28 protein-coding genes are annotated in these 25,784 nt (G+C 61.7%); 6 read left to right on the forward strand and 22 right to left on the reverse strand.

Annotated elements, in window-relative coordinates; translation table 11 throughout:
* Positions 1 to 8: 8 nt before the first annotated feature.
* The 5 genes from EOE18_RS03860 to EOE18_RS03880 form a co-directional block, all read right to left on the reverse strand.
* A complete protein-coding gene (locus EOE18_RS03860) occupies positions 9 to 881 on the reverse strand; it encodes an amidohydrolase family protein (protein WP_127706397.1) in 873 nt (290 codons plus the stop codon).
* Between the two features lie 61 nt (positions 882 to 942).
* Positions 943 to 2,454, reverse strand: a complete 1,512-nt coding sequence (locus EOE18_RS03865; protein ID WP_127706399.1) for an aldehyde dehydrogenase family protein — start codon at positions 2,452 to 2,454, stop codon at positions 943 to 945.
* 79 nt (positions 2,455 to 2,533) lie between these two features.
* Positions 2,534 to 4,675, reverse strand: coding sequence for a PQQ-dependent dehydrogenase, methanol/ethanol family (locus tag EOE18_RS03870; RefSeq protein ID WP_246027244.1), 2,142 nt, complete (start codon positions 4,673 to 4,675; stop codon positions 2,534 to 2,536).
* Positions 4,676 to 4,852: 177 nt separating this feature from the next.
* A complete protein-coding gene (locus EOE18_RS03875; protein WP_127706401.1) occupies positions 4,853 to 5,710 on the reverse strand; it encodes a class III extradiol dioxygenase family protein in 858 nt (285 codons plus the stop codon).
* Positions 5,703 to 6,086 (reverse strand): protocatechuate 4,5-dioxygenase subunit alpha, encoded by a 384-nt coding sequence (locus EOE18_RS03880; protein ID WP_127706403.1) that lies wholly within the window; start codon positions 6,084 to 6,086, stop codon positions 5,703 to 5,705. The genes EOE18_RS03875 and EOE18_RS03880 overlap by 8 nt, the downstream gene beginning before the upstream one ends.
* Before the next feature lie 329 nt (positions 6,087 to 6,415).
* Here EOE18_RS03880 and EOE18_RS03885 point away from each other — a divergent pair, with 329 nt between their 5' ends.
* Both EOE18_RS03885 and mtgA read left to right on the forward strand, forming a co-directional pair.
* Positions 6,416 to 7,684: a hypothetical protein gene (locus EOE18_RS03885; protein WP_127706405.1), complete on the forward strand. Its 1,269-nt coding sequence runs from the start codon at positions 6,416 to 6,418 to the stop codon at positions 7,682 to 7,684.
* A 28-nt stretch (positions 7,685 to 7,712) separates the two neighbouring features.
* Positions 7,713 to 8,438, forward strand: coding sequence for a monofunctional biosynthetic peptidoglycan transglycosylase (mtgA, locus tag EOE18_RS03890; RefSeq protein WP_127706407.1), 726 nt, complete (start codon positions 7,713 to 7,715; stop codon positions 8,436 to 8,438).
* Between the two features lie 82 nt (positions 8,439 to 8,520).
* On the opposite strand, the gene EOE18_RS03895 is transcribed toward mtgA, so the two are convergent.
* On the reverse strand, positions 8,521 to 11,106 hold the full coding sequence (locus EOE18_RS03895) for a TonB-dependent receptor (protein WP_127706409.1): 2,586 nt from the start codon (positions 11,104 to 11,106) through the stop codon (positions 8,521 to 8,523).
* 331 nt (positions 11,107 to 11,437) lie between these two features.
* Between EOE18_RS03895 and EOE18_RS03900 the strand changes: the two genes are divergently transcribed.
* On the forward strand, positions 11,438 to 12,397 hold the full coding sequence (locus EOE18_RS03900) for a cation diffusion facilitator family transporter (protein ID WP_127706411.1): 960 nt from the start codon (positions 11,438 to 11,440) through the stop codon (positions 12,395 to 12,397).
* A 65-nt stretch (positions 12,398 to 12,462) separates the two neighbouring features.
* Here EOE18_RS03900 and EOE18_RS03905 read toward each other — a convergent pair whose 3' ends face one another.
* Positions 12,463 to 13,785, reverse strand: a complete 1,323-nt coding sequence (locus tag EOE18_RS03905; RefSeq protein WP_127706413.1) for a dihydroorotase — start codon at positions 13,783 to 13,785, stop codon at positions 12,463 to 12,465.
* Between the two features lie 65 nt (positions 13,786 to 13,850).
* Between EOE18_RS03905 and ygfZ the strand changes: the two genes are divergently transcribed.
* Positions 13,851 to 14,558, forward strand: coding sequence for a CAF17-like 4Fe-4S cluster assembly/insertion protein YgfZ (gene ygfZ / locus EOE18_RS03910; protein ID WP_181953002.1), 708 nt, complete (start codon positions 13,851 to 13,853; stop codon positions 14,556 to 14,558).
* A gap of 4 nt (positions 14,559 to 14,562) precedes the next feature.
* On the opposite strand, the gene EOE18_RS03915 is transcribed toward ygfZ, so the two are convergent.
* A complete protein-coding gene (locus EOE18_RS03915) occupies positions 14,563 to 15,168 on the reverse strand; it encodes a TetR/AcrR family transcriptional regulator (RefSeq protein ID WP_127706415.1) in 606 nt (201 codons plus the stop codon).
* Positions 15,169 to 15,248: 80 nt separating this feature from the next.
* Here EOE18_RS03915 and EOE18_RS03920 point away from each other — a divergent pair, with 80 nt between their 5' ends.
* Positions 15,249 to 16,097, forward strand: coding sequence for a metal-dependent hydrolase (locus tag EOE18_RS03920; protein ID WP_164852654.1), 849 nt, complete (start codon positions 15,249 to 15,251; stop codon positions 16,095 to 16,097).
* Positions 16,098 to 16,106: 9 nt separating this feature from the next.
* Here the strand turns inward: EOE18_RS03920 and EOE18_RS03925 are convergent, their stop codons facing one another.
* The 3 genes from EOE18_RS03925 to rplU all read right to left on the reverse strand — a co-directional run bounded on the left by EOE18_RS03925 (position 16,107) and on the right by rplU (position 17,572).
* The gene (locus EOE18_RS03925; protein WP_127706419.1) at positions 16,107 to 16,697 is read right to left on the reverse strand and encodes a GNAT family N-acetyltransferase; all 591 of its coding nucleotides are present in this window, start codon (positions 16,695 to 16,697) and stop codon (positions 16,107 to 16,109) included.
* A 284-nt stretch (positions 16,698 to 16,981) separates the two neighbouring features.
* Positions 16,982 to 17,251 (reverse strand): 50S ribosomal protein L27, encoded by a 270-nt coding sequence (gene rpmA / locus EOE18_RS03930; protein WP_127706421.1) that lies wholly within the window; start codon positions 17,249 to 17,251, stop codon positions 16,982 to 16,984.
* Between the two features lie 18 nt (positions 17,252 to 17,269).
* A complete protein-coding gene (gene rplU, locus EOE18_RS03935; protein ID WP_127706423.1) occupies positions 17,270 to 17,572 on the reverse strand; it encodes a 50S ribosomal protein L21 in 303 nt (100 codons plus the stop codon).
* 357 nt (positions 17,573 to 17,929) lie between these two features.
* On the opposite strand from rplU, the gene EOE18_RS03940 reads away from it, so the two are divergent.
* Complete coding sequence (locus EOE18_RS03940; RefSeq protein WP_127706425.1) at positions 17,930 to 18,421, forward strand: hypothetical protein; 492 nt, start codon at positions 17,930 to 17,932, stop codon at positions 18,419 to 18,421.
* Between the two features lie 7 nt (positions 18,422 to 18,428).
* Here the strand turns inward: EOE18_RS03940 and EOE18_RS03945 are convergent, their stop codons facing one another.
* From EOE18_RS03945 to EOE18_RS03995, 11 genes are all read right to left on the reverse strand, one after another.
* Positions 18,429 to 18,875 carry a molybdenum cofactor biosynthesis protein MoaE gene (locus EOE18_RS03945; protein WP_127706427.1) on the reverse strand — a complete coding sequence of 149 codons (447 nt, stop codon included), beginning with the start codon at positions 18,873 to 18,875 and terminating at the stop codon, positions 18,429 to 18,431.
* Between the two features lie 2 nt (positions 18,876 to 18,877).
* Entirely contained in the window at positions 18,878 to 19,120 is a 243-nt protein-coding gene (locus EOE18_RS03950) for a MoaD/ThiS family protein (RefSeq protein WP_127706429.1), read from the reverse strand.
* 1 nt (position 19,121) lies between these two features.
* A complete protein-coding gene (moaA, locus tag EOE18_RS03955) occupies positions 19,122 to 20,120 on the reverse strand; it encodes a GTP 3',8-cyclase MoaA (protein WP_127706431.1) in 999 nt (332 codons plus the stop codon).
* Entirely contained in the window at positions 20,117 to 20,449 is a 333-nt protein-coding gene (locus EOE18_RS03960; RefSeq protein WP_127706433.1) for a Rossmann fold domain-containing protein, read from the reverse strand. Before EOE18_RS03960 ends, moaA begins: the two co-directional genes overlap by 4 nt.
* Entirely contained in the window at positions 20,446 to 20,820 is a 375-nt protein-coding gene (locus EOE18_RS03965) for a dihydroneopterin aldolase (RefSeq protein ID WP_127706653.1), read from the reverse strand. The genes EOE18_RS03960 and EOE18_RS03965 overlap by 4 nt, the downstream gene beginning before the upstream one ends.
* Positions 20,820 to 21,749 carry an RsmD family RNA methyltransferase gene (locus EOE18_RS03970; protein ID WP_127706435.1) on the reverse strand — a complete coding sequence of 310 codons (930 nt, stop codon included), beginning with the start codon at positions 21,747 to 21,749 and terminating at the stop codon, positions 20,820 to 20,822. The genes EOE18_RS03965 and EOE18_RS03970 overlap by 1 nt, the downstream gene beginning before the upstream one ends.
* Complete coding sequence (gene thrC, locus EOE18_RS03975) at positions 21,750 to 23,162, reverse strand: threonine synthase (protein WP_127706437.1); 1,413 nt, start codon at positions 23,160 to 23,162, stop codon at positions 21,750 to 21,752.
* A gap of 94 nt (positions 23,163 to 23,256) precedes the next feature.
* Entirely contained in the window at positions 23,257 to 23,883 is a 627-nt protein-coding gene (locus tag EOE18_RS03980) for an SURF1 family cytochrome oxidase biogenesis protein (protein ID WP_127706439.1), read from the reverse strand.
* On the reverse strand, positions 23,880 to 24,263 hold the full coding sequence (locus EOE18_RS03985) for a DUF983 domain-containing protein (protein WP_127706441.1): 384 nt from the start codon (positions 24,261 to 24,263) through the stop codon (positions 23,880 to 23,882). Before EOE18_RS03985 ends, EOE18_RS03980 begins: the two co-directional genes overlap by 4 nt.
* A gap of 10 nt (positions 24,264 to 24,273) precedes the next feature.
* Entirely contained in the window at positions 24,274 to 25,107 is an 834-nt protein-coding gene (locus tag EOE18_RS03990; protein ID WP_127706443.1) for a cytochrome c oxidase subunit 3, read from the reverse strand.
* Between the two features lie 117 nt (positions 25,108 to 25,224).
* Positions 25,225 to 25,782: a cytochrome c oxidase assembly protein gene (locus tag EOE18_RS03995; RefSeq protein ID WP_127706445.1), complete on the reverse strand. Its 558-nt coding sequence runs from the start codon at positions 25,780 to 25,782 to the stop codon at positions 25,225 to 25,227.
* Positions 25,783 to 25,784: the final 2 nt, after the last annotated feature.

Below are 25,784 nucleotides of genomic sequence, written 5' to 3' on the forward strand. Positions count from 1 at the left end.
GCAAGATGTCAGGCGAGGCCCAACACAAGCGCCGCATTATCTTTCATAATGGCGGGCAACACTTCCTCGCGGAAACCAACACCGCGCGCCGCATCCAGCCATTTGGCGGGGTGGATCAGCGGAAAGTCGCTGCCGAACAGCATCTTTTTGCGCAATTGCGTGTTGGCATACTGGATGATCTGGGCCGGAAAATATTTGGGGCTCCAGCCCGACAGATCAATGAAAACATTGTCTTTATGCAGCGCCATCGACAGGCTTTCATCGGTCCATGGCCAGCTGGGATGGGCCAGGATGATCTTCATATCGGGGAAGTCCACCGCCACATCATCGACCAGCATGGGCTGACCATATTTCAGCCGCACGCCCCCGCCGCCGCGCATCCCCGTGCCCATGCCCGAATGGCCGGTGTGGAAAATGGCAGGCAGCTTGTAATGGTTGATCACCTCGTAAATCGGATAAGTCATCGGGTCCGCCGGCGCGCAGCCTTGCATGATGTGGTGGAATTTAAAGCCTTTGACCCCATAATTCTCAATGAGATCCCGCGCCTCCCTCGCACCCAGCTTGCCCTTGTGCGGGTCTATGCTGGCAAAGGGGATGCAGATGTCATCATGTTGGGCGGCAAATTCGGCCACTTCATAATTGGACACACGCTTGGCGCCGATATGGCTCTCGCAATCCACCGTAAACAGGCAGAAAGCGATTTGCGCCTCGCGATAGACTTCCACGATCTCGGGCAATTTGGGCCTTTCACGCGGGGCCTTGAAATAGGCGCTGGCCGCATCGAAAAACTGGCCCATCACCGGATCTTCCGGATCGTGGCAGGACACTTCGGCATGAACATGCACATCGATGGCGCGGATTTTACTAAGATCGATGGGCATAGTTTTTCCTGAGTAGGGCGGGCCAAGGAGTGCATCCCTCAGCCCGCCAAAAGCCAAAGCCTTACAGCTTCATCACCACAGTCTTGGTTTCCAGATAGGCCTCGATGCCTGCGCGGCCCTGCTCGCGGCCAATGCCGCTTTCCTTATAACCGCCAAAGGGCAGCGCCACGTCAATAATCGCATGGCAATTGGCCCATACCGTGCCCGCCTTGATGCTGGAGGCCAGCTTGTGCAGCGTCCGCGCATCCTTGGTCCAGACGCTAGCGGCCAGACCGAATTGCGTGGCATTAGCCTCCTTGATCACATCATTGATGTCATCAAACCGCTGCGCCACCACCACGGGGCCAAAGATTTCCTCACGCACCACGCTCATTTGCGGGTTCACATCCACCAGCAGCGTCGGGTTGATATAATGGCCCGCAGCGCTGGGGGCATCGCCGCCCATAGCCACGCTGGCGCCATCGCGCTTGCCCGCCTCGATATAGCCGAGCACGCGGTCATACTGCTCCTTGCTGACCACAGGGCCCATATGCGCCGCCGGATCAAGGCTGGGGCGCGGGGCCCAGAAAGGCGCGGTATTGGCAATGCCTTCCACCACAGAATCAAACACGCTGCGATGGGCATAAAGGCGCGAGCCAGCCACACAGACCTGCCCCGAATTGAAGAAGATCGCGCCAGCGGCCCCCGGAGCAGCTTCCGCCACATCCACATCGGGCATCACCACCACAGGCGATTTACCGCCCAGTTCCAGCGTGACATGCTTCAAAGTGTCAGTGGCATTCTTGTTGATCAGCTTGCCGATCTCGGTCGAGCCGGTGAAGGCCACCTTATCCACATCGGGATGCTTGACCAGACGGTCGCCCGACACATGGCCATAACCGGTGATCACATTGACCACGCCGGCCGGAATGCCCGCCTCGGCAATCAAATCGGCCAGACGCAGCGCGGTAAGCGAAGTCTGTTCCGCAGGTTTCAGGATGATGGTGCAACCAGCAGCCAAGGCAGGCCCGATCTTGAGACAAGCCATCAGCAGCGGGAAATTCCACGGCACGATCTGCGCGCAAACGCCGACCGGTTCCTTCAACGTATAGCTGAAGAAAGCGCTACCAGGCGCGGTATAGGGCTGCACCGTCTCGCCACCAACCTTGGCCGCGAAACCGGCCATATAGCGGATGTGGCTCACCGCACCGGGCACATCGACCACATGGGCCATGGTCTTGGGCTTACCCACGTCAATCGCTTCCAGCTCGGCCAGTTCATCGGCATGCGCCTCGATCAGGTCGGCCAGACGCAGCATGATCTTTTCGCGCGCGATGGGCGGCAGACCGCTCCAGCGGCCATCGTCAAAAGCGACGCGGGCGGCGGCCACGGCGCGGTCGGTGTCGGCCACCGAGGCATCAACGATATGGCTGATAATCGCGCCGGAGCTGGGGTCTTCCACCTCGATCAGCGTGCCATGGCTGGAGGCCACCCATTCGCCATTGATGAACAGGGCGGGCTTGCGCGCCAGCGCCTTCTGCGCGGCATCGGAATAGGCACGCTGCTGATAGGAGATCGTGGTCATCTCGTTCATGGCTTTATCCTCTCTGCTGGCAGGTGTTTCCCCTGCCCTGTCGGGAAATGTAATATACTATACCAATAGCGACAAGCGCTCACTTGTTCCCCAGCGCCTTGTCCTCATGGGCGCGCTTGATCACATAGGCCCGCACCGCCTCGATCTCCTCACGGCTCAATTGGGTGCCCCATGCGATCATGCCGCGATCCTTCAAGGCCCCATCATGCACAATCGCGCTCCAAGTCTCGGCGCTATGCAAAGCGGCGCTGCGGCGAAGATCGGGCAGCACGCCCCCGCCAATCGCCGCATCGCCATGGCAGGTGCCGCAGAAGCGCCCGAACGTATACGCCCCCTTGGCCACCACTTCCGCCGAGGCGGTCGCGGGCGGGGGATCGAGCGGCGCCAGCGTCATAGCGGGCGCGGCGGGCAGCTTACCCTTACCGCCCAGCTTGAACACCAACAGGCGCGAGGTGTTCTGCATCGGGCCACTGTTCCATGCCAAGGCGCCGGTCGCCAGCGGCCAGATGCCGCCCCAACCCGCCATCACCGCCACATATTGCTGGCCCTTCACCGTAAAGGTCACCGGCGCGGCAATCACACCGGTTTGCGCGCCAAAGGACCACAGCTTTTTGCCATCCTTGGTCGAATAGGCCAGAAACTCGCCCTTGGCCGTGCCTTGGAACAGCAGGTCGCCCGCCGTGGCCAGCAAGCCACCGTTGGACGGCCCCGGATAATCCACGCGCCAACGCTCGCTCTGGGTCAGCGGGTCCCACGCGATCAGCGCGCCCTTGGTCGCCGCCTTGGCCGCAGCCCGCGCCGCCTCATCGGCAGGCAATGCTGCCGCGCCTTGGTTCAAACCATTATTGAAGCCATATTTGGCCGATTTCCACCCTTCCTCCGGCATATAGGGGAAGCCGGCGATCTGGGCGGGAATGAACATCAGATTCTGCTTGGGGTCCCAAGCCATCGGGTGCCAGCTATGCGCGCCACCCGCGCCGGGGGTGACAAAGGCGAATTTGCCCGTCTTGTCATAACGCGCCTCGGGGATCTCGATCGGGCGACCGCTCACAGGGTCCAGACCGCTGGCCCAATTGACCGGCACGAAATTCTTGCCCGAAATGAACTGGCCCGTCTCGCGGTCTACCACATAGAAGAAGCCATTCTTGGGCGCATGCATCAGCACTTTGCGCTTCTGTCCCTTGATCATCAGATCGGCCAGAACGATGTGCTGAGTGGCGGTAAAGTCCCAAGTCTCGCCCGGCGTTTCCTGAAAATGCCAGACATATTCGCCGGTCTTGGGCCGCACCGCCACGATAGAGGACAGATAGAGATTATCCCCACCGCCGGGCGAGCGATAGGCCTGATTCCACGGCGAACCATTGCCTACGCCAATATACAGCAGGTCCAGCTTTTCATCATAGGCCATGGAATCCCACACGGTGCCGCCACCGCCCAGCTTCCAATATTCACCCTTCCAAGTGGCTTCGGCGCGGCGCAGATATTCGGGGGCATTTTTGCCCGGCGCATCGGGCACGGTGTAGAATTTCCACACCTGCTTGCCCGTATTGGCATCATAGGCCGCGACAAAGCCGCGCACGCCCATTTCCGCCCCGCCATTGCCGATAATCACCAAACCATTGATGACGCGCGGCGCGCCAGTGATCGTATAGGGTTTGGACTGGTCCACCGTCACCTTGGACCACAGGACCTTGCCCGTCTCGCGGTCCAGCGCGATCAGGCGCCCGTCCAGCGTGCCAAGGAACAGCTTGTTCCCCCATGCGCCCATGCCGCGATTGACCACGTCGCAACAGGCCTTCACCGCCGTTTCGCCCGGCACCTTCGGGTCATATTGCCACAAGAGCTTGCCGCTCAGCGCGTCATAGGCCTTGGCCTTGGACCATGCCGTGGTGGTGTAAATCACCCCGTCGATCACCAGAGGCGTGGCTTCCTGTCCGCGCGCGGTGTCCATGTCGGCATACCATGCCAGACCCAACTGACCCACATTGCTTTGGTTGATTTGGGATAGCGGGCTGAAGCGCTGCTCGTCATAACTGCGGCCATGGCTGAGCCAATTGTCGCCCTTTTGCGCGGCGGCAGCGATGGAGGCCGCGTTTACCGCCAAACCTTGCGGCCCCGCGCCCTGCGCGATGGAACCGATCAAACCGGAAGTGACCATGCCAATGGCGGCGCCACCAAGCCACAGGGCGCGCAAGGCCCCGCTCTTTGCCAACAAGCCCATAACCTCTCCTTTGGCGCCCTGTTTCGATACGGGCTGCCTTTGTAAGCAATACTTACGTTTTATAAGGCGAGGGTCAAGGGGTTTGAAGCGGCAAGATCAGTCGCTTCGCCGCAATTTGCGACGGACAGCAAAAAGGGCTGGCGCAGCTTTGCGCACCAGCCCTTTTGCGTTTTAGCCTCAGGCGCCGACCAGCGCGTCAGGCTCCAGCAGCAAGGTTGCCGCAGCGGTGTTCGAGATGGGGATGTGGTAATTGCGGTGAATCTCGCTGGCCGCCGCCTCACCCAGCGCGCCACGCGCGGCGATCCAGTTGAGGATTTCCACGCCCTGCGTCCCCGACAGGCGCACCATTTCGTGGATCGAATGCTGGGTCAGCGCATCGGGATCCTTGGACAGGTTATCGAGGCAGAACTTGTCATATTCGGCATTGATGAAACCGGCACGCTCGCCATCCAGCTGGTGCGACAGGCCACCGGTGCCGATGATGACAATCCGCTCGTCACCCTGCCATGTTTTCAGCGCCTCATGCACCGCCCGCCCCAGCGCAAGGCAGCGCTTGGCGCTGGGCAGCGGGTGCTGCACCGTGTTGATGGCAAAGGGCACGATCTTGACCGGCCAAGCATCGACATCGGGCCATGCCAGTTCAAACGGGATCGACAGGGCATGATCGACCAGCATCTTCTGGCAGGTGGTCACGTCAAACTCGCTCTCCACCAGATGCTCGATCAGGTGCCAGCTCAACTCGGTATGGCCCTGAAAGCTTTTGTAAAGCGGCAGGCCCCAGCCTTCATCGGCATTGTGATATTCATGGGCGGCGCCCACGGCAAAAGTGGGCATCTTGTCGAGGAAGAAGTTGAGCCCGTGGTCATTGTTGAACACAATCGCCACATCAGGCTTCACCTGCGCCAACCATTCATGGACCTTGTCAAAGCCATCAAAAAAGGGCTTCCAGTAAGGGTCCTGTTGCAAACCCTTATGGATGGCGCCGCCAATGGCGGGCACGTGGCTGGTGAAATAGGCGCCGACGATTTCAGCCATGGGTGGCCTCCAATTGCTTGATCTGTTGAGCTTGGTCGAGCAGGAACTGCTTGAATTCGGGAACACTCTTGCCGGTTTGCAAGGCGCCCACATCCTGCACATTCAGGCCGAAAATGCCGGCCAGCTTGGCAAGGTAATAGATGTTGCCACCCGCCGCGATCATGCCCAGCACGTCGCGCTTCGCCACTGCCTCGCGCTGATCAGAGGTCAGGTTGAAACGCGCGCAATAGGCATCCTCATCGGCCAGAAAGGCCGCACGGTTGGCCGCCTCGTTAAACGAATAACACATGGCGTTGAGTTCGAACCCCTTGGCGGCGGCGATGCCGTCAAACAGATGGGTCCCTTCTATCGGGGCTGGATGCTGTTGTGCTGTCATGCGGGCCTCTCCTTGGCACATGATGATGTTGGGCCGCAGCGCGGCGCTCGTCATTGTTGGGGTCACGGCTGATGTTTGTCAGCTTTGCTTACAACCTGCCCACCCTCATTGATCGACATCAAAACAAGCCCGCCACCCGCTATCGGGAGCGCAAACGGGACATTAGAAATTGCGATTTCATCATGGCGCGAGGCATGCTCCGCCCCCCTGCGATCCGTGCCAAAACGGGACGAGGGCCTTTTGCCATGGTTACCGCCACTTTCCGCATGTGCGAAAAAGGTTCAGTCCGAACCCGTATAAAACCCGCCAGACTCGCAACAAGGCCACCGATGATCCGCGACACCCATGAACCCGCGCTCAGCCTGCATTCGCTGATGCTGTTGATGCTGGCGATCCGCATGGCGGCCAATCTCGCGCTGGGACAGGGGCTGGGCGATGGCGGCGTAGCCTATTCGCAGGCCAATTACACGCTGGCCCTGCATATGGCGCAGGGCCAATGGCCGGTGGACGCGATGGGGCTGCATGCGTTTCATGGTATCGCCTATCCGGCGCTGCTGGCGCCTTTCTTCGCCCTGTTTGGCGCGGATCAAAGCGTGGCGCTGGGCGTCAATCTGGGGCTGGCCTTGGTGTCGGCCTTGCTGGTGGTGGGCATCGCGCGGGCGGCAGGTCTGGGCGCGGGCGCGCGCAAACTGGCGCTGATGGGTTATGCGTTATGGCTGCCGGGGATCTGGAGCGGTTCGCTGCTCTCCTCCGACAATCTGGCCACGCCTTTGCTGCTGCTGCTGGTATGGTGCGCGCTGAAACTGCTTTACGGGCCGCGTATCGGCATCGCCCTGCTGGCGGGTATGGCGTGGGGCGGGGCCATGCTGACCGGCGCCAGTCTGGCCGCGCTGATCGTCGCGCCCATGCTGGGCCTGCTGCTGGCTTGGGAAGGGCGCTGGTTCAAACCTGCTCTGACCTTGGGGCTGGGCGGCGCACTGATCCTGGCGCCTTGGGGCTGGGCCACGCAGTCGATGCTGGGCGCGCCGGTGCTGTCCAGCCAGACCGGCTTCAATCTCTATATCGGGAACAATCCCTCGGCCACGGGCGGCTATCTCTCCATCGCGCAAACGCCCATGGCGCCGCAATGGCAGGCAATGCGGGCGCAGCAGGGCGAATTGGGTGCCACCGATGCGCTGGCCAGCCACGCCCTGCAATGGGTATCGGAACATCCTCGCGAAGCGGCCCGCCTGTTCGCGCATAAACTGGCCCTGTTCTGGAGCCCCAACCTGCCCGACGCACAGGACCTTGCCGCCTCGCGCGCGCTGGGCATGGTGCGGATGATCGAGGTCGGGCAATATCTGTTCCTGCTGGGCATGGCCGCCGCCGGTCTGATGATGCCCGGCGGCATGGCATGGCGCGGGCGGGCACTAATGCTGGGCAGCCTAGGGGCTTTGTGGCTGGCCCATGCCTTGGGCTATATTACCGCGCATGACCGCGATCCGATTATGCCGCTGATCATCGTGCTGGCTGCGGCGGCGCTGGCGGAATTGGGCGCACAGCCTTTGCCACAGGCACCCAAGACCGCGAAACCGGCCCCAAAACCAGCCATTGCCTAAAAGCGGGCGGCGTCGCTAAACTGGCGCCATGGCCAGTTTCTTTTCCCGCCCCGCCGCCGACCGATCCTTGCGCTACAAATTGGGCTGGGTCGCCGCCATGGGCAGCCTGTGCTTTGTCGGCGCTTCGGTGGCACTCACTCTCACTTATCGTTTTGTGCCGCCGCCGGTCACGCTGACCATGTTGATGGACCCGCATGGTTTCACCAAGACTTGGACCCCGCTGACCCAGATCGACCGCCGCATGGTGGATGCGGTGATCGCGGGCGAGGATTCGCGCTTTTGCGAGCATCACGGCTTTGACGAGGCGGGCATCACTTATGCGTTGAAACGCAACCTGACCGGCGATGGCAGCAAGCTGCGCGGGGGTAGCACGATCAGCCAGCAGACCGCCAAAAACGCCTTCCTCTGGCAGGGATCAGGTTGGACCCGCTACGCCCGCAAGGGGCTGGAGACATGGTTCACGCTGCTGATCGAAACACTGTGGCCCAAAAGGCGGATCATGGAAGTCTATCTCAACGTCGCCGAAACGGGCATCGGCACCTATGGCGTGGAGGCTGGCGCGCAGCGCTATTTCAACCATTCCGCTGCCCATCTGTCGCAGATCGAGGCCGCCCGCATCGCCGCCGCCCTGCCCAGCCCCAAAAAGCGCGCGGTGGTGGGCGCCACCGGCTCCACCCGCCGCCATGGCAATTCCATCGCCAAACGTTCAGGCGTGGTGCGCCGCGCCGAACTGGACGAATGCGTTTACGATTAATCATCCCGCCGATGCCGATACAAAAAGGGCGCCCTCCTTGCGGAAGGCGCCCTTCTTTATATCTGCGATCAGGCGTTAAAGCTTAGAACGCAATGCTGAGCGAACCCACGACCGTGCGCGGAGTAGCCAGATAGACGGTGGGGACCGAAGTCGCACCGACCTGACCGGTGAAACCGCCATAGTAGTAGGTGTTGAAGATGTTGGTCACGTTCAGCTGGAAGAAGCTGCGTTCCGAACGAAGACCGGCAATTGCCAGCTTCAGACGGGCCGACAGGTCCACCGTGGTGAAGGCACCAACCGTAGCACCATTCACGCGGGTGTTGGCCACGCCGTTCACGGTCGCATAGACCGGCGTGTTCATCGAGTTGATGTAACGCTTGCCGGTGTTCTTCACCGAAACCGTCACGTCCAGCGGATCGAAGTTGGCTTCGAAACGGGCACCGGCGGTGTAAACGGGCACGCCCGATTCACGCTTACCGGTGGTGGTGTAATATGTGTAGGTGCCATCCGAGCGCGTCAGCATCGTGCCATCCGCAGCATAGGTGGGGGTCGCACCCTTACCCGCCTGAATGTCATTCAGGATGCGCGACTTGTTCCACGAACCGAAGGCATAGACCGAGAAGTGGTCATCAGCCTTCCAGGTCAACGTACCATCGATACCATACTTCTCGACCTTGCCGAGGTTGGTGTAAACCGACTTTTCGGTGATCTGGTCATAGACCTGCGAGATCTTGTCATAGAACATCGTGTACCAGGCGCCGAAAGAAGCGCTTACACGACCCGAACGGGCGCGCACGCCGAAGTCGAAGTTATCCGAGGTTTCGGGCTTCGGGTTACCATAGTTGGTCGATGCGGGATAATAGAAGGCGTTATACAGCGAGTCCGTACCAGGAACCTGAATACCCTTCGAATAGTTGGCGAACACCGAATAGCCAGGAGCCACCGCATAGGTGAAGCCAACATTGGGCAGCACGCGGTTATAGGTGTAATCGCGGTGCTGCGGCACCGAATAGCCTGCTGGCGTAGGCACACCCGAGGCGCTCACCGTATAGCTATAGGGGTTGGCAGCGGCCATAGCGGCCTGATTCTGCGGGCTGGGGCAGGTCACCGTGCCAGAGGCATCGGTGGTGAAGCAGAAGTTGGTCAGGTTGCGCTTGAAGAAGGGGGCACGCACGCCTGCCAGCACATCCAGCTTACCGTCAAAGAACTTGCCATTATACTCGCCCGAGATCTGGTTGAGCAGGGCATAGGACATGCGGTTACGCTTCTGGATCGCATTGCCATACTTGTCATAGATGGCGTTATCGATCGGGAAGTAGGCGGTGTAGAGACCCGTGGTGGTGTCAACATAGGTCAGTTCACCGGTCTGCTTGTGGCGGCCACGGTCATAGGAATAGCCCACGCGCAGGGTGTTGGTGGGGTTGATCTTCCAACGCAGCGAGGCCAGCAAGCCGATACGGTTGGTTTCGGTTTCGCTGGCATTGCCCACCTTGATGGCGGTGTCGACAACGCCGTTGCCGTTCACGTCATAACCGGCATAATAGCTACCGCCTACAAAGCCGACCATGCCCGCGGTAGCGCCGCTGGTGGGGGTGCTTTCGCTCAGCAAGGTCACGCCGCCGCCATTAGCCTTGGTATACTGGAAGCTGGGGTCAACCGTCAGCGTCAGACCTTCGGCCAGCGTGAAGCGCGAGTTCAGGCGAATGTTGGCCGTGCGCGAGGGGTTGAAGCGGCATTCAAACGCGCCATAGCCCACGGTGGTGCTGCTCAGATTGGCGCAGTTGATCGAATATTTTGCTTCTTCAAAGCTGTAAGGCGCGCGGCCCGAACTGGAGCTGTTGACCGCACGGCTCGCCGAATTTTCGGTGTAGAGCGACATGGAAGGCGCGAAATTGTTGCGGTTGGTGTTGAAGTGACCGGCCACCGACACAAAGTCGCCATTGTCGCCGATCGGCTGCTTCACCTTGAAGTTCACCTGCTGCTTGAAAACATGGCCGCCGGTGTTGGGGATGAAATTGTTGTAGGACGTGCTGGCCGACAGATAGGCCGACAGGCCCGACTTGGTCAGACGGCCGGTATCGATCACGCCGAACAGGCGGCGGAAGTTGAGATCACCGGCGCCGGCAATCACGCGGGCTTCCATGTGATCATAGGGGTCGCGCGAGCGATAGTTCACCGTCGAACCGGTGGCGGCAGCCGTAGGGCTGTCCACGTCGGTCGAACCCAGGTTGACGTTGACCTGATCGATCAATTCGGGGTCAAGCTGCTGGTTCGAATAGAGCGCATAGTTGCCGGTGTCGTTCAGCGGCATACCGTCAAAGGTCTGGGCGATACGGCTGCTGTCGAAACCGCGGATATACATCGTGCCGCCCGACGAACCGAAAGGATCGGCGTTGAAGAAAGCCACGCCGGGCACCATGTTGATCACTTCGTTGATCGACTGGCCGGGGCTGCTCTTGGAAATGAAGGCCTGATCCAGAACCTGCTTGGCCTTGGGGGTGGCGGGAATTTCGACGCCATTGATACCCTTGGCCTTGGTGCCGGTCACCACGATGGTGTTTTCAAAGTCCACCGCGCCGGTCGACTGGGCGAAAGCGGGCGTGGCGACGGCGGCAACAGCCAAAGCCAGCGTGCTGGCGGCTACAGCCTGAATAGGAGATTTGCGCATGGTTGAAGGCCCCTGCATGACAATTGTAACAAAACGCCGATCACCCTCCTCCCGACAGGGGGGAAGGGGCACGGATGACAAACATCTAGCGATGTTTCGCAGCCTTCTAAACAGCGCATTGTGACGTAATTTTGACAAGGTAGGGCAGGCTATGGGGCAGTTAGGCCCATTCCTGTAACAATCTTGCCCAGCTTACTTACATCAATGGCAGTTTATAACGAAAAGGCCGTTTTCTGCCCTCGGCCGAGCGGAATATGAACAAATCTCCCATTGCGAATTGCCCGCAACTGCGACATTTGTGCAACGCAACAGAACGAGGGTCGAGCGCGAAATGGGCCACAATCATAGCCACGGGCACAGCCATCATGGGCACGACCACCATCATGGGCACAGCCATGGGCACCATCATCACCATGGGCCGACGCATGGGCTGGCCTTCACCCTGTCGATCTCGCTCAACCTGCTGTTTGTTTTGGGTGAAACTGCGGCGGGCCTATGGGGTCATTCTGCGGCTTTATTGGCCGATGCGGGGCATAATCTGTCCGATGTGCTGGCGCTGGTGGTGGCGTGGTGGGCCAACCGGCTCAGCCATCGCCCGCCCTCGGCCCGTTTTACCTATGGGATGAAAAGCGGCACGATTCTGGCTGCTTTGGCCAATGCCGCGCTGCTATGGGCCGCCTTGGGTGCGATTGCGGTGGAAAGCTTGCGCAATCTGACCAGTGCGACCGCCGTGGATGCCAAGTTGGTGATGGGCATGGCGGCTGCGGGCATTGTGGTGAATGGCGCCTCCGCGCTGATGTTTGCCAGCGGCGCCAAGGATGACATCAACCTGCGCGGGGCGTTCCAGCATTTGTTGGCCGATGCGGTGGTGTCGGCGGGCGTGGTCGTGGCAGGCGCTTTGGTGCTGTGGACAGGCTGGAACTGGGTCGACCCTGTCACCAGCCTTGCCATTCTGGCGGTGATCGGCGCGGGAAGCTGGTCTCTGCTGCGCGAATCGGTGCAGATGGGCCTGCAAGCCGTGCCCGCCAGCATTGACGAGGCGCAGGTGCGCGCCTCTCTGCTGGATCAGGACGGCATTACCGCCCTGCACGACCTCCATATCTGGCCGATCAGCACCACCGAAACCGCCATGACCGCCCACCTACTGATGCCCGCAGGCCATCCCGGCGATGCTTTCCTGCACCATCTGGCGCATGAGATGGAGCATGATTTCGGCATTGGCCACGCCACGTTCCAAGTGGAAACCGAGGCGGGCCATGCCTGCGCATTGCATTCGGATTCAGTCGTCTAGGTTATGCCTCCGGCGGGCAAAGGGCGGGGGCCCTTTGCCCGCCGGAGGCCCACTTCAACCCTAACTTACAAGGCCCCCGCAAAGCGCAAAGGCTCACCCACGGCGCGTTCGCCCAATTCGGCTTCCCACATCGCCTGATGGCCGCGGACGATCGTGCCGACCACGCGGCCTTTCAGCTCCATGCCGGTATAGGGCGACCAACCGCAACGGCTCTGAAGCCAGTCATCGGTGATGGTGAAGCGGCTCTTGAGATCGACCACGGTGAAGTCGGCATCATAACCCATGGCAATGCGCCCCTTGGCCTGCAGGCCAAAGATACGCTGCACGCCCGCGCTGGTCATGTCGATCAGGCGCGCCAGCGTCATGCGCCCGTTCAGCACATGGTCCAGCATCAGCGGCAACAAAGTCTGCACACCCGGCATGCCCGAGGGCGAGGCGGGATAGGGCTTGGCCTTTTCCTCCATCGTATGCGGCGCATGGTCCGAACCGATCACATCGCCAATGCCTTGGCCCACCCAATGCCATAGGCCCTCCACATGGGCGCGGCTGCGGATCGGGGGGTTCATCTGGGCATAGGTGCCAAGGCGCGGATAGGCGTCTTCGGCGGCCAGAGTCAGATGCTGGGGCGTCACCTCGCAAGTGGCCACATCGCGGTGCTTGGCGATTTCTTCCAGCTCGGCGGGCGTGGTGACGTGCAGGATATGGATCGGGCGACGCGCTTCCCGCGCAAGCTTCAGGATACGGCGCGTGGCCAGCATCGCGCTTTCATCATCGCGCCATACGGGGTGGCTGCTGGGGTCGCCTTCCACACGGAAATCCTTGCGGGCATTCATCCGCGCCTCGTCCTCGGCATGGATCGCCACGCGGCGGGTGCCGCTGGCCAAGACGCGGGCCAGTTCGGCATCCTCGGCCACCAACAGGCTGCCGGTGGAGGCGCCCATGAAGATCTTCACCCCCGCCGTGCCGGGAATGCGCTCCAGTTCGGCCAGATCGGGGGCATTGGCGGCGGTGGCGCCGACATAAAAGGCATGGTCGCACCACATGCGATGATGGGCGCGGGTCAGCTTGTCATGCACGCGCATCAGCGAATCGGTGTTGGGATTGGTGTTGGGCATTTCGAACACGGCGGTAATCCCGCCCATCACCGCCGCACGGCTGCCGCTTTCCAGATCTTCCTTATGCTCCAGCCCCGGTTCGCGGAAATGCACTTGGCTGTCGATCACGCCGGGCAGAATATCAAGGCCGGTGCAGTCGATGCGGCGGGCGGCATCGGGATAGCTGCCCAGCCCGATAATCTTGCCATCGCGCACGGCGACATCGATGTTGGCGGGGCCCGCAGGCGTGTGGACAGTGCCGTTGGACAGCACGAGATCGGGAGCTTGGGTCATGGCATGTGCCTTGCCACAAACAGGCGGGCTTGCGCAATCGCATCACGCTGCCCATCTTGTGCCCCATGACCCAGCTTGCCTCCCGCGCCTTGATCCGTCTGTCCCCCAAATCTCCCGACGAGAATGTGCGCAGCTTTCTGCAAGGGCTGGTGACGCAGGATGTGGTGCTGGGCAAGCTGCCCGCCTATGGCGCGTTGCTGACCCCGCAGGGCAAGGTTCTGGCCGATTTCCTGATCTGGGATGATGGCAGTGATCTGCTGCTGGATGTCGCGGCACAGCTGGCCGATGGGGTGGTCAAGCGCCTGTCCATGTATCGCCTGCGCCGCGCGATCAGCATTGCCCGCGATGAGGCGCTGGCCGTGCATTGGAGCGCGGAACCGATGAAAGGCGCTAATCCGGACCCACGCCTGCCCGCTTTAGGCTACCGCTGGCTGGCCCCTGCCGATGCCGTCAGCGTGGACGAGGCTTGGCTGGCACACCGCTTGTCCTGCGGCGTGGCCGAAGGGACCGATCTGGTCGACACGCTATGGCTGGAATGCAATGCGGTGGAATTGAACGGCGTGTCCTTCACCAAGGGCTGCTATGTAGGACAGGAAAACACCGCGCGCATGAATTGGCGGCAAAAGGTCAACCGTCGCCTGATCGTGGTGCCGCTGGACCAATCACGCGCCGACCGGCAGAAGGTGGCCTATGCCACCCATGCCGTCGACCATCTGCGCGTGGAGGATATTCCCGCCGAGTTCATGCCCGAATGGCTGGGCGCGGCGGAATAAAACCTCAACCCAGATCGGGTGTGACTTGGTCGTTCTTGGCGCGCAAATCTTCCTGATCCTGCTGGATCAAGCGTAAGGCCATATCACGCGCAGCGCTGCGCGGCATTTTCAGCGATTGCGACAAAGGCTTGCCAATCAGCGAATCGCCCAAGGCCAATAGCACCAAGGTCTGCGTGATCCGCCGCGCCATCAACCCGCCCGCGCCATGCACTTCATCGACAATAGCGTGGATCGCATTGACGATCGTATCCAACGCATCGACATTGCCGACCAAACGCATCCAACTGACCAGTTGCGCCCCGCCCTGCACTTCGAAAGCATCGAACGTCAGGTTCACCAGATCGCGCGCCGACCCATGCGAGTCGCGCTGCGCAATCACGGCGCGGGCGATTTCTGTGCAGATCGACACCGCCATATAATCGGCCAGCGCCTTTTGCAGTTCAGCCGCCGAACCGAAATGATGCAGGATATTGGCATGCGTGCGCCCGACGCGCCCCGCCACGGCCTTCAAGGTCACGCCCTGCGGGCCTTGTTCGATCAACAGGTCGCGCGCCGCGTCCAGAGCGGCGGAACGGCTTGCCTCAGGGGATAGGCGCCTTTTGGTTGACATGGCCTCCTGCCAATCTGATACGCACCGTCATGGTCGACGGCTGTCACATTCCAGAATTGCCCTTAGAGGCAGTCCCCAATTTGAGCAAGATCAATGCGGCGAACCGCTTCAACTCAGACATAATCATTCGCAACCCGCGCCATTGCCGCAATTCCTCGCTAAATCAGCAATGGATCGCCCAGGATGCGACGGGAAGCGCATGGTTCACCGCGCTCTCTTTGAGTTTTCCACGCGGCGAGGCGTTCTTTATCGAGACAATTCGCGCGAATCGCGAAGGCCTGCCCAAAAAATTGGCTAATGATGTCGATGCCTTTATCGCGCAGGAGGCGATCCACGCCCGCGAACATGGCTATTTCAACCGACTCGCCGCGCAGGCCGGTTATGACACGACCGCCATCGACGCCCGCCTTGCAGACTTCATCACCCGCACCAGCCAGGCCAATGGCTTCGTCAACCAATTGGTGACCGCCTGCCTTGAGCATTTCACCGCGATTATCGCGCATGATGTGCTGGCTCGCCCCGACCAATTGGCGGGCGCGCCGGCGGAAGCACAGGCCCTATGGCACTGGCACGCGGTCGAGGAAATCGAGCATAAGGGCGTGGCCTATGACGTCTGGCTGCATATGGCGGCCCATCTCTCGCCATGGCGGCGGTGGAAAATCCGATGCAAGATCATGGCCAAGGTCAGCGCGGCTTTTCTGATATTCCGCACACAGGATGCGCGCGAATTGCTGATGCAGCAGGGCTTTGGCGAAAGGGAAGCTCGCAAAGCCCTGCGCGCCTATCTCTGGGGCAAAGACGGCGCGTTGCGGCGGATTGTCGGGGCATGGGTGCAATGGTTCCGCCCCGGCTTTCACCCATGGCAACGCGACGACCGCGCCTTGATCCAATCCGCGCTGGAACAAGACAGGCAGCAGGCAGCCGCCTAACCTCCACCCTCAGGCAGCGGCCAGACGCGGCAGCACGTTACGCATGGGGCCTCCCATCGGGCCTTCATCATTGCCCTTGTCATCGGGTTCGGCCAGATCGAGCGCATAGCGCCGGGCGGGGACAAATTCGCCCCGCGCCACACTCATGCGCGGCGCCAATTCGCCCTGGGGACGGAAACCCACCCTTTGCAACACTTTGCCCGAGGCCACATTATCAAGGAAATGCGCGGCATACAGGCGCCGATGGCCAATCGCCCGCGCCATGGACAGCATCGCCCGCACCGCTTCGGTGGCGTAACCATGCCCCCAATGCTGACGCCCCAGCCAATAGCCCAACTCAACCTCGCCACCTTCGGCATGCAGCCCGACGCTGCCCAACACTTGCGAGCCCAGCACACCATGGGGACGGGTGATCAAAAATTGCGGCAAATGGGGATCGTGGTTCAGGCTGGCATAGGCCTTGGCATCCTCGTCCGTATAGGGCCAAGGCACCATCGCCAATTGACGCACGACCGATTCGTCATCGATGGCGGCGTGCAAAGCCTGCCAATCTTCGGGCCACGCGGGCCGCAGGAAAAGCCTTTCGCTGCGGAAAAACATAAAACTCGCTCCTGATCCTGCCCCGATGCGCGCCTAGCGCAAGCCGGTGACATTGCGGTGACGATGCGCCGCGATTCACCCCCGTTTGCACGGGCGCATGATCGATTCGCGCATCATCGGCCTTGATCCTCCGCAAAAGCTGCAAGGCCTGCGGAAAATCGACGGATGAAGGAGACATACGAAAAGAGGGAGACGGGACGGGGCCCCTCTCCCTCGATCAGTCGGCGCCTTGCGGCAACCGACAGGGCCATCCCGTCAGGATGGCCCCAATGGTGACCATCCGCTTATTCGGCGGCTTCAGCCAGAGCGTCCACCGACACGTATTTGCGACCGAGCTTGCCTTCGTGGAAACGAACGCGACCTTCGATCAGCGAAAACAGCGTGTGGTCCTTGCCCATACCAACGTTTGCGCCGGGGTATACGCGGGTGCCGCGCTGACGGATGATGATGTTGCCACCAATCACCAGCTGGCTACCGAACTTCTTCACGCCAAGGCGCTTGGACTGCGAGTCGCGACCGTTACGCGACGAACCGCCTGCTTTCTTATGTGCCATGTCTCAAACTCCTCGAAATCAGGCAGCCGCGACCGACACGATGCGCAGCAGGGTCAACTGCTGGCGGTGGCCGTTCTTGCGACGATAGTTATGACGGCGACGCTTCTTGAAAACGATCACCTTTTCCGACTTGGCTTGCGCGATGATTTCGGCCGAAACCACCACCTTCGAAGCATCGGCGATAGCGCCTTCTTCACCGGCCAGCAGAACATCACCCAGCGTGATCGTTTCGCCAGCTTCACCAGCCAGCTTTTCGACCGCGATTTTGTCTCCGGCGGCGACCCGATACTGCTTGCCGCCCGTACGCACGATAGCGAACATGATACCCATCCAATTCATCAATTGCGAGATCGCCCCGGCCGCGACCTTGTTGCCAATCCACCTTGCGATGAACCGCCACCAAAGGAGCCGCGAGCGACGCGCCGACCACCCGCCCGACAAGGCGGGGTCCGGAAAGAAGCTGCGCCGTTAATCCATGCGCCCTGCCCTGTCAATCCGCCGCAGGCAAAATGCGCGGCGACCAAAGCGGGCAAAGCCAGAGAAAACAGCGGGTCTGGCGCATGGTGCTGGCCGTGCTATGGCAAATCCATGCTTAAGCCACCTCTTAATCCCGTCGCGCCTTTGGCTCAAGACCCTCGATTCGCTGGTGCTCGCCCGCCCTTGCCGCGAATCGGCTCGATGAGAAGCGCCACCCGATTCGCGCTGGCCTGCGGCGTGGCCCTGGGCCTGTCCGCCTGCAGCACGGCCTCCTACCCCTCGCTGGCCCGCCGCGCCGCCGAAGGGCCGCAGACGGAAACAGCCAAAGCCTCGGTGACGCAAACTGCCCCGAACCCGCAGGCTCGTCTGACGCAGTGGCTGGACGCAGCGCACAAGGCGCAGGATAATTTCACGCAGGCCCTGCCGAATACACAGGTGCTGCTCGCCCGATCGGGCGCGCGTGGCGGCGAGGCTTGGTCACAAGCCAATCTGGCGCTGGCTGAACTTGAACGGCAGCGCACAGCCTTGGGCGATGTGGTGGCCGATATGGAGCAGGCCTATGCCAAGGACAGGATCGAGCAGTCCGTATCGGCGCCTGTTGAAGCAGACTGGGCCAAAACCCGCGCCGAAATTCTGCGCATGGCCGCAAATCAAGACCGACAACTGGCCGAACTACGCGCCAAACTACGGTAGGAACACCTCAGCCCCAGCGGGCAAGATCGCTATAATCTTGCTCGCGGGGTTGGACCCAGGCCCATTGCCCACCGCGCTTCTCGCGCTTCCAGAACCAGCTCTCTGCCTTCAAATGGTCCATGGCGTAATCGGCCGCGGCGAAAGCATCGCGGCGATGGCGCGAGGCCGCCGCGACCAGCACAATCGGTTCCCCCGGCAGCATCACGCCATAGCGATGCACAACCAGCACACCATCCAGCGGCCAGCGCGCCGCGATATCCGCCCCCAAAGCCTGCATCGCGGGCAGGGTCAAAGGCGCGTAATGCTGAAGCTCCAATGCCTCCACATCATCACCACCGCGCACTTGGCCAATAAAGCTGACCACCCCGCCCGATTGCAGATGGGCCGCAGCAAAGGCACGCACAGCCTCGGCGGGATCGAAAGCCTCACCCAACAGGCGCACATCGACCGCCACGCCTAGCCGCCCGAAACCGGAGGCAGCAGCGCCAGCTCATCGCCAGCCTGCAACACCAATGTCGACGGATCACCCACCAACCCGCCATTGCAGGCCATCCGCCAGCGCGTGCCAGCCAAAGCCTGTTGCAAAGCCAGCGGCAGGCTAGCCAGCACCTCGCCCCAAGGCCCAGCCTCCACCGCCAGTTCCCCGCCCGCCGCATCGGCCAGACGGCCCAGAAGCACCAGCTTTACCCGCCTTGCCATCTCAACCGCCCGTCATCGACATATGCCGCGCCAGCGCCGGTTCGGCCCCGCGCCGGTCAATCGCGAAATGATGGCGCGCAGGCTTGATCCGCATCGCCTCGTCCAAAGCGGCCTGCAAAGCCTCCTCCGGCGAGTCGGAGCGCAAAGCTGCTCGCAGGTCCACTTGCTCCCGCCCGCCAAGGCAGGCGAACAATTGGCCGGTTGCCGTCACCCGCACGCGGTTGCAACCATCGCAGAAATTGTTGGTCAGCGGCGTGATAAAGCCCAGCCTGCCGCCGGTTTCCGCCACGCGCACATAGCGGGCAGGTCCGCCGCTGCGATGGGCGTCTTCCTCCAGCGTCCAGCGCTGCTCCAAAGCGCCGCGCACCTGCGTCAGCGGCAGATAATGGTCGACGCGGTCTTCCTCCACCTCGCCCAGTGGCATCACCTCGATCAGCGTGATCTCGAAACCCTGACCATGGGCCCAAGCGATCAGATCGGCCATTTCCGGCTCGTTCACGCCTTTGAGCGCCACGGTGTTGAGCTTGACCTTCAGCCCCGCCGCCTTGGCCGCCGCCAGCCCTTCCAGCACCTGCGGCAACATATCCCGCCGCGCCAGTCGGGCAAAGGTCTGGCGGTCCAGCGTGTCGAGCGAGACATTGATCCGCTCCACCCCCGCCGCGCGCAAGTCATCGGCGCAATTGGCCAATTGCGTGCCATTGGTGGTCATGGTCAGCTCGTCCAGCCCCGTGCCCACCTGCCGCCCCAGCGCCTGTACCAGTTGCAACATATCCCGCCGCACCAGAGGCTCGCCGCCGGTCAGGCGAATCTTGCGCACCCCGCGCGCGATGAAACCCAGCGCCAGCGCGTGCAATTCCTCAAGGGTGAGCACCTCGCTCTTGGGCAGGAATTGCTGCCTTTCGGGCATGCAATAGGTGCAGCGCAAATCGCAGCGGTCGATCACCGACAGGCGAAGATAGGTTATCCGGCGTTGAAAAGGATCGACCAGCGGTTTGTTCATGGCAAGGAAGTTAGCACCTCGCCCGCGCCTTGGCTATCCAAAGGCAGCAATTGGCCGGTAACGCCCTGCGCCTGCGCCAGATAGGCTGCGGCGGCCGCGACAGAAGCCTCGCCATCGCCCGCCACAGCATTGACCCGCAAGGGCGCCTTGGCCCGCGCCAGACCTTCGACCGCAGCCAGACGCCATGCGCGGTGAGTATGGTCCGCCGAAGAAAAAACCAGCAGCAGATCCTCCTGCGCCGCCATAGCCTGCGCCAAAAATTCCGCATGAAAACTGGCCGCAGCCCCCAGCGCGTCCTCCGGCAAGGGGGCCACATGCAACACGATCACCTACGGCGCTCGCGAGTCAGGGTCATGCCGATCTTCTCATTATGCTCGGCAATGGCCAGCTTCACAATCTTGACCGTCACCGCCTCGACGCGCTCATCCTGCAGGAACAAGGTCTCGCAAATATGGTCGCCCAAAGCCTCGATCAGCGTGAAATGCAGGCCTTCCGGCAGAGCTTCGCTGGCGGCGGCTTTCAGGTCCATGTAATTCTTGGACGCGCTGAGCGGCGTGTCGGGCAGATAGCGCTCCGCAGGCGTCAGGCGCACCGCGATGGAAATGCGCAAAGGCTGGGGCTTGCCGGTTTCCTCCGAATAGACGCCAGTCAGCACGTCCACCTCGAAATCGGCCACTTCCAGAATCAGACTATCGGCCATCATGCCTCTCCCTGACGCCAGCGGGCAAAGATCGCGGTGGGCAGCAAACGCCCGCCCACGTCATCCTGCACCGCCAGATCGCCATGCTCGATCACGCCGGGCAGATCGGCAAAGGCTTCTTCCAGCAGGCCCGCTATCGCCAGCGAAGACATGCGCACCGCATAGACGGTGAGGAACAGGAAACGCGACTGACCATCCAGCAAGCGGCGCGCATCATGGATCAGGCCGGGCAGATGCTCTTCCAAGCGCCACACTTCGCCATCGGGGCCGCGCCCGAATTTGGGCGGGTCCATGATGATGCCGTCATAACGCTTGCCACGGCGAACCTCGCGCGCGGTGAACTTGGCCGCATCATCAATGATCCAGCGAATCGGGCGATCGCTCATCCCCGACAAAGCCGCATTCTCGCGCGCCTGCGCCACGGATTTCTTGCTGGCATCCACATGCGTCACTGAACCGAACCGGCTGAGCGCCAGCGAACCCACGCCGGTATAGCCGAACAGGTTGAGCGTTTGCGCGGCCTGCATGCCCTGCAACTGCTCGCCCATCCAGCCCCACACCGGCGCCATATCGGGAAAGAAGCCGAGGTGGCGGAAAGGCGTGCATTGCGCGGTGAAGCGGACGCTTTCCCCGCCATTGGCCCCACCATTGGGCCAGCTGAGCGGCCAGCCATCACGCGGCACGGGGCGGGTGTAATTCCAGCGTCCGCCGCCATCCTCATCCGCGCCGGGCACGAATTCGCCATGCGGGGCCAGATGGGGCGCATCCCAATCGGCCTCGCGCGGCTGCCACAGGGCTTGCGGTTCGGGGCGGATGAAGAGGAAATCGCCATAGCGCTCCAGCTTGCGGCCATTCCCGCTATCCACCAGCCCGTAATCGGCCCAGCCCTGCCCGCACAGCAGTTGCGGTTGACGGATCAACTGCGCCATTTAGACCTTCGGCGCAGCAAGGCCGGCCACATAGGCGGCCACAGTGTCATAATCACCCGCCAGATCGACGCAGCGCTCTTCACGCTCGAACAGGTCGCCCACGCGGTCGGGCAGGCCCGGACGATGGCCGGTGCTGCGCTCCACCGCCTCGGGGAACTTGGCCGGATGGGCGGTGGCCAGCGTTACCACCGGCACATCGGCAGCCACATCGCCGCTGGCGGCAAAGGCGCGGGCGGCGTGAATGCCGATAGCGGTGTGCGGATCGAGCAATTCGCCCGCCGATTCCCAGCCCCAGCGAATCGCCTGCGCCATTTCATCGGCATCGGCGCGGGCCGATACGAACAGGGCAGCAGCGCCCTCGCGCTGGGCATTGGTCAGGCTCATGGCCTTTTCTGCTTCAAACTGGGCCATTTGCGCGTTGATCGCAGCGCCATCGCGGCCAGCCAGATCGAACAGCAGGCGCTCGAAATTGGAAGAGACCTGAATGTCCATGCTGGGGGCCGCCGTGGGCGTAACCGTACCTGCCGAATAATCGCCGGTGGACAAAGCGCGGTGCAGAATGTCATTCACATTGGTGGCCACGATCAGCTTGGCAATCGGCAGGCCCATTTGCGCGGCCACATAGCCTGCAAAAACGTCGCCAAAATTGCCGGTGGGCACGCTGAAGGCCACCGCGCGATGCGGGGCGCCCAGTTGCAAAGCGGCGGCGAAATAATAGACCACCTGCGCCATCAGACGCGCCCAGTTGATCGAGTTCACCGCGCCAATGCTGAAGCGATCGGTCATCGCCTTGTCATTGAACATGCGCTTCACCATCGCCTGCGCATCGTCAAAGCTGCCGTCGATGGCGATATTATGCACATTGGGCGCCAGCACCGTGGTCATCTGGCGGCGCTGCACGTCCGACACGCGACCCTTGGGGTGGAGCATGAAGATGTCCACCTTGGAACGGCCCGCCACTGCGTCAATCGCCGCCGAACCGGTGTCGCCGCTGGTCGCGCCCACGATGGTCAGGTTCTGCGTGCTGCGGCCAAGGAATTCTTCAAACAGCAGGCCCAGCATTTGCAGCGCCACATCCTTGAACGCCAGCGTGGGGCCGTGGAACAGTTCGAGCAACCACTGCTGATGGTCCAGCTGCTTGAGCGGGGTGACGGCCGCATGGCTGAAACGGCCATAGGCCTGCGTGGTCAATTCCAGCAGGCGATCATAGCTCAGGCTGTCGCCCACGAAAGGCGCCATCACCTTGGCCGCCAGCTCCGCATAGGGCAGGCCAGCCAGCGCGGCGATCTCTTCCTTGGTGAAGCGCGGCCATTCGCGCGGCACATAAAGCCCGCCATCGCTGGCAAGGCCAGCCAGCGTGGCGCCTTCAAAATCGAGAACCGGAGCCTGACCGCGGGTGCTGATATAGTCCATGGGAATCCCTTAGCTGTTGGGCGCGCGACTAGCGGGGCTTGAGCCTTGGGGCAAGGATTTTGGGTATCAGCGGCGCCAGAAGCCGCACAGAAAGCTAGGCGCGCAACCTTTTGCGCACCGCCAGCCCATAGATGACCAGCGCCGTGGCGGCAAACAGGAACCATTGCACAGCATAGGACAGGTGATTGTTCGGCACATCCTTGGGATCGGGCGCGGCATTGGCGGCAAGGCCCGCCAGCGGCGGATCGGCCACCACGTGATGGGCAAATTCACCGCCCGGCGCGATGGTCCCGCGCACATGACCGCCCGCCCATTGCACCGGATCGGGACGCTGGCTCCAGCCCAGCACCACATCGGCCAGAACGCCCTGCGGCGGCTCTGTGGGGCGGAAACCTTGCGTATCCTCCGGCGCGGTCAGGCAGCGGGCAACATGGGCCCAACCGCTTTCCCCCTTGGCATTGCGCCCCGATACCGAGGACATTTGCATCACCTGCTGGCACCAGAAATGCGTCTGGCGGTAATCCCATGCATCCGATTGGCGATAGCGCCACACCTGCCCCATGGAAACGGGGCGATCATCCATTTGCGCAGCATGAAACTGGGCACTCTTGGCCTGTTTCTGCGCCAAGCGGTCAAGCTGCCACAGGCCCAGATGCACCATATACAGGCTGGCGAGCAGCACGAGGACGGTAGGGATCAGAGGCAAGGCGCGCCAGTTCATGAAGCATCCTGTCGGGAAGGATCGGCGCGATGTTCACCCGCGCGGCGTTGGTATTCCGCCGCCAAAAGCGCCGCCTTACCCACGCGCAACCCATAGAGTGTCGGCCCGAACACTAAAGGCACCAGCACTACTGGATAGACCCAAACCGGCGGATCGACACTCAGCGCCAGCCAAGCCGCCACGACCGCAGCCAGGCCGCCCACCGCAAAGGTCAGAAAAGCAGCGGGGCCATCCCCCACATTGAAACTGGCAAAATCCATGCCACAGCTTTTGCAAGCGGGGGCGAAATGCGCCAATCCGGCGAACAGCCCCTTCGCCCCGCATCGCGGACATAGGCCCAGCAGCGCCACACGGGCCAAAGCCGGCGGCGCTGCTGGCATTTTGTGCAAATCAGTCAACCGGGAAACCCCAATTGCCCCAGATGTAAATGCACACGAACAGGAACAGCCATACCACGTCGACAAAGTGCCAATACCAAGCGGCGGCTTCGAAACCGAAATGCTGGCGCGGGGTGAAGTGGCCTTTGTAAGCGCGATATTGGCACACGGCGAGGAACAAGGTGCCGATGATCACATGGAAACCATGGAAACCGGTCGCCATATAAAAGGCCGAGCCATAGGTGTTCTTGCCAAAGGGGAAGGGTGCATGGGCATATTCAAACGCCTGCAGTGCGCTAAACAAAACGCCAAGCCCGATGGTCAGCCACAGACCCTTCTTCAGCCCCGAACGGTCGCCATGGATCAGGCTGTGATGCGCCCAGGTGACCGTAGTGCCTGAAAGCAGCAGGATCATCGTGTTGAGCAAGGGCAGGTCGAATGCGTCGAGCACTGCTTCCATTTCCTTGGGCGGCCATTGGCCATCGACCACTTTGGCGATGGTCGAAGGGAACAGCGAGAAGTCAAAGAAAGCCCAGAACCAGCCAACGAAAAACATCACTTCCGAAGCGATGAACAGGATCATGCCATAGCGCTGATGCAGCTGCACCACCGGCGTATGATCGCCCGCATGGGCTTCGTTCACGATCTTGCCAAACCAGATGAACATGCTGGCGATCAGCAAGGCCAGCCCCGCCCATGGCACCACCTGCCCCATCGCAGGGCCGAAAGTGTCAGGGTGCATTTTGAACACCATGCCGGTGGTGAACATCAAAGCGCCCAGCGTCGTCGCCAAAGGCACGATATCGGGCGGCAGGATATGGTAGTCATGTTGCTTGCCAGCAGCCATCGTTTCATCCCCTCTTCGCCGGCCAAGCGGCTTTTGCCGTCATCCGGTCTGTTTATAGTGTCAGTCTAACCCGCGCCTTGCCCTTGGTCCAGCGCGTTAAATCACCTGTTTGCCAATTCACTTTTCCGTCGGAACGGGATGGAAAGTGTAACTCAGCGTAATCTGTTCCAGACCTTTCAGATCCTTGTCATCAAGGATCTTGGGGTCGATGTAGTAACTGACGGGCATCGACACGCTCTGCCCCGGTTGAAGCACCTGTTGCGTAAAGCAAAAACAGGCGATCTTGGTGAAATAGCGGGCCGCCTCGTCCGGCGCGACGTTGAAACTGGCGGCACCGGTGATCACTTTGCCCGATGTGTTGGTCGCTTCATATATTGCCAGATTGCGCTGGCCAATCGTCACCTGCTGCAAACGCTGGCGTGGATGAAAGCGCCAAGGCATGCCCGGATCGACATTGGCATCAAAACGCACCGACATCTGCCGCCCGACTTGCGCCCTGACACCCAGGTCACTGGCGGCGCGCGCCGGCGTTCCGCCAAAGCCTGTGGCCTGACAAAACATGCGATAGAGCGGAACCGCCGCAAAGCCCAAAGCCAGCATAGCCAGCGCCAAACCACCCGCCAGCAGACCGGTGCGCCGCATGGCTGGACTTGAGGGAGCGGGCTGGCTGGCCATGG

The organism is Novosphingobium umbonatum, assembly GCF_004005905.1.
GTDB lineage: Bacteria > Pseudomonadota > Alphaproteobacteria > Sphingomonadales > Sphingomonadaceae > Novosphingobium > Novosphingobium umbonatum.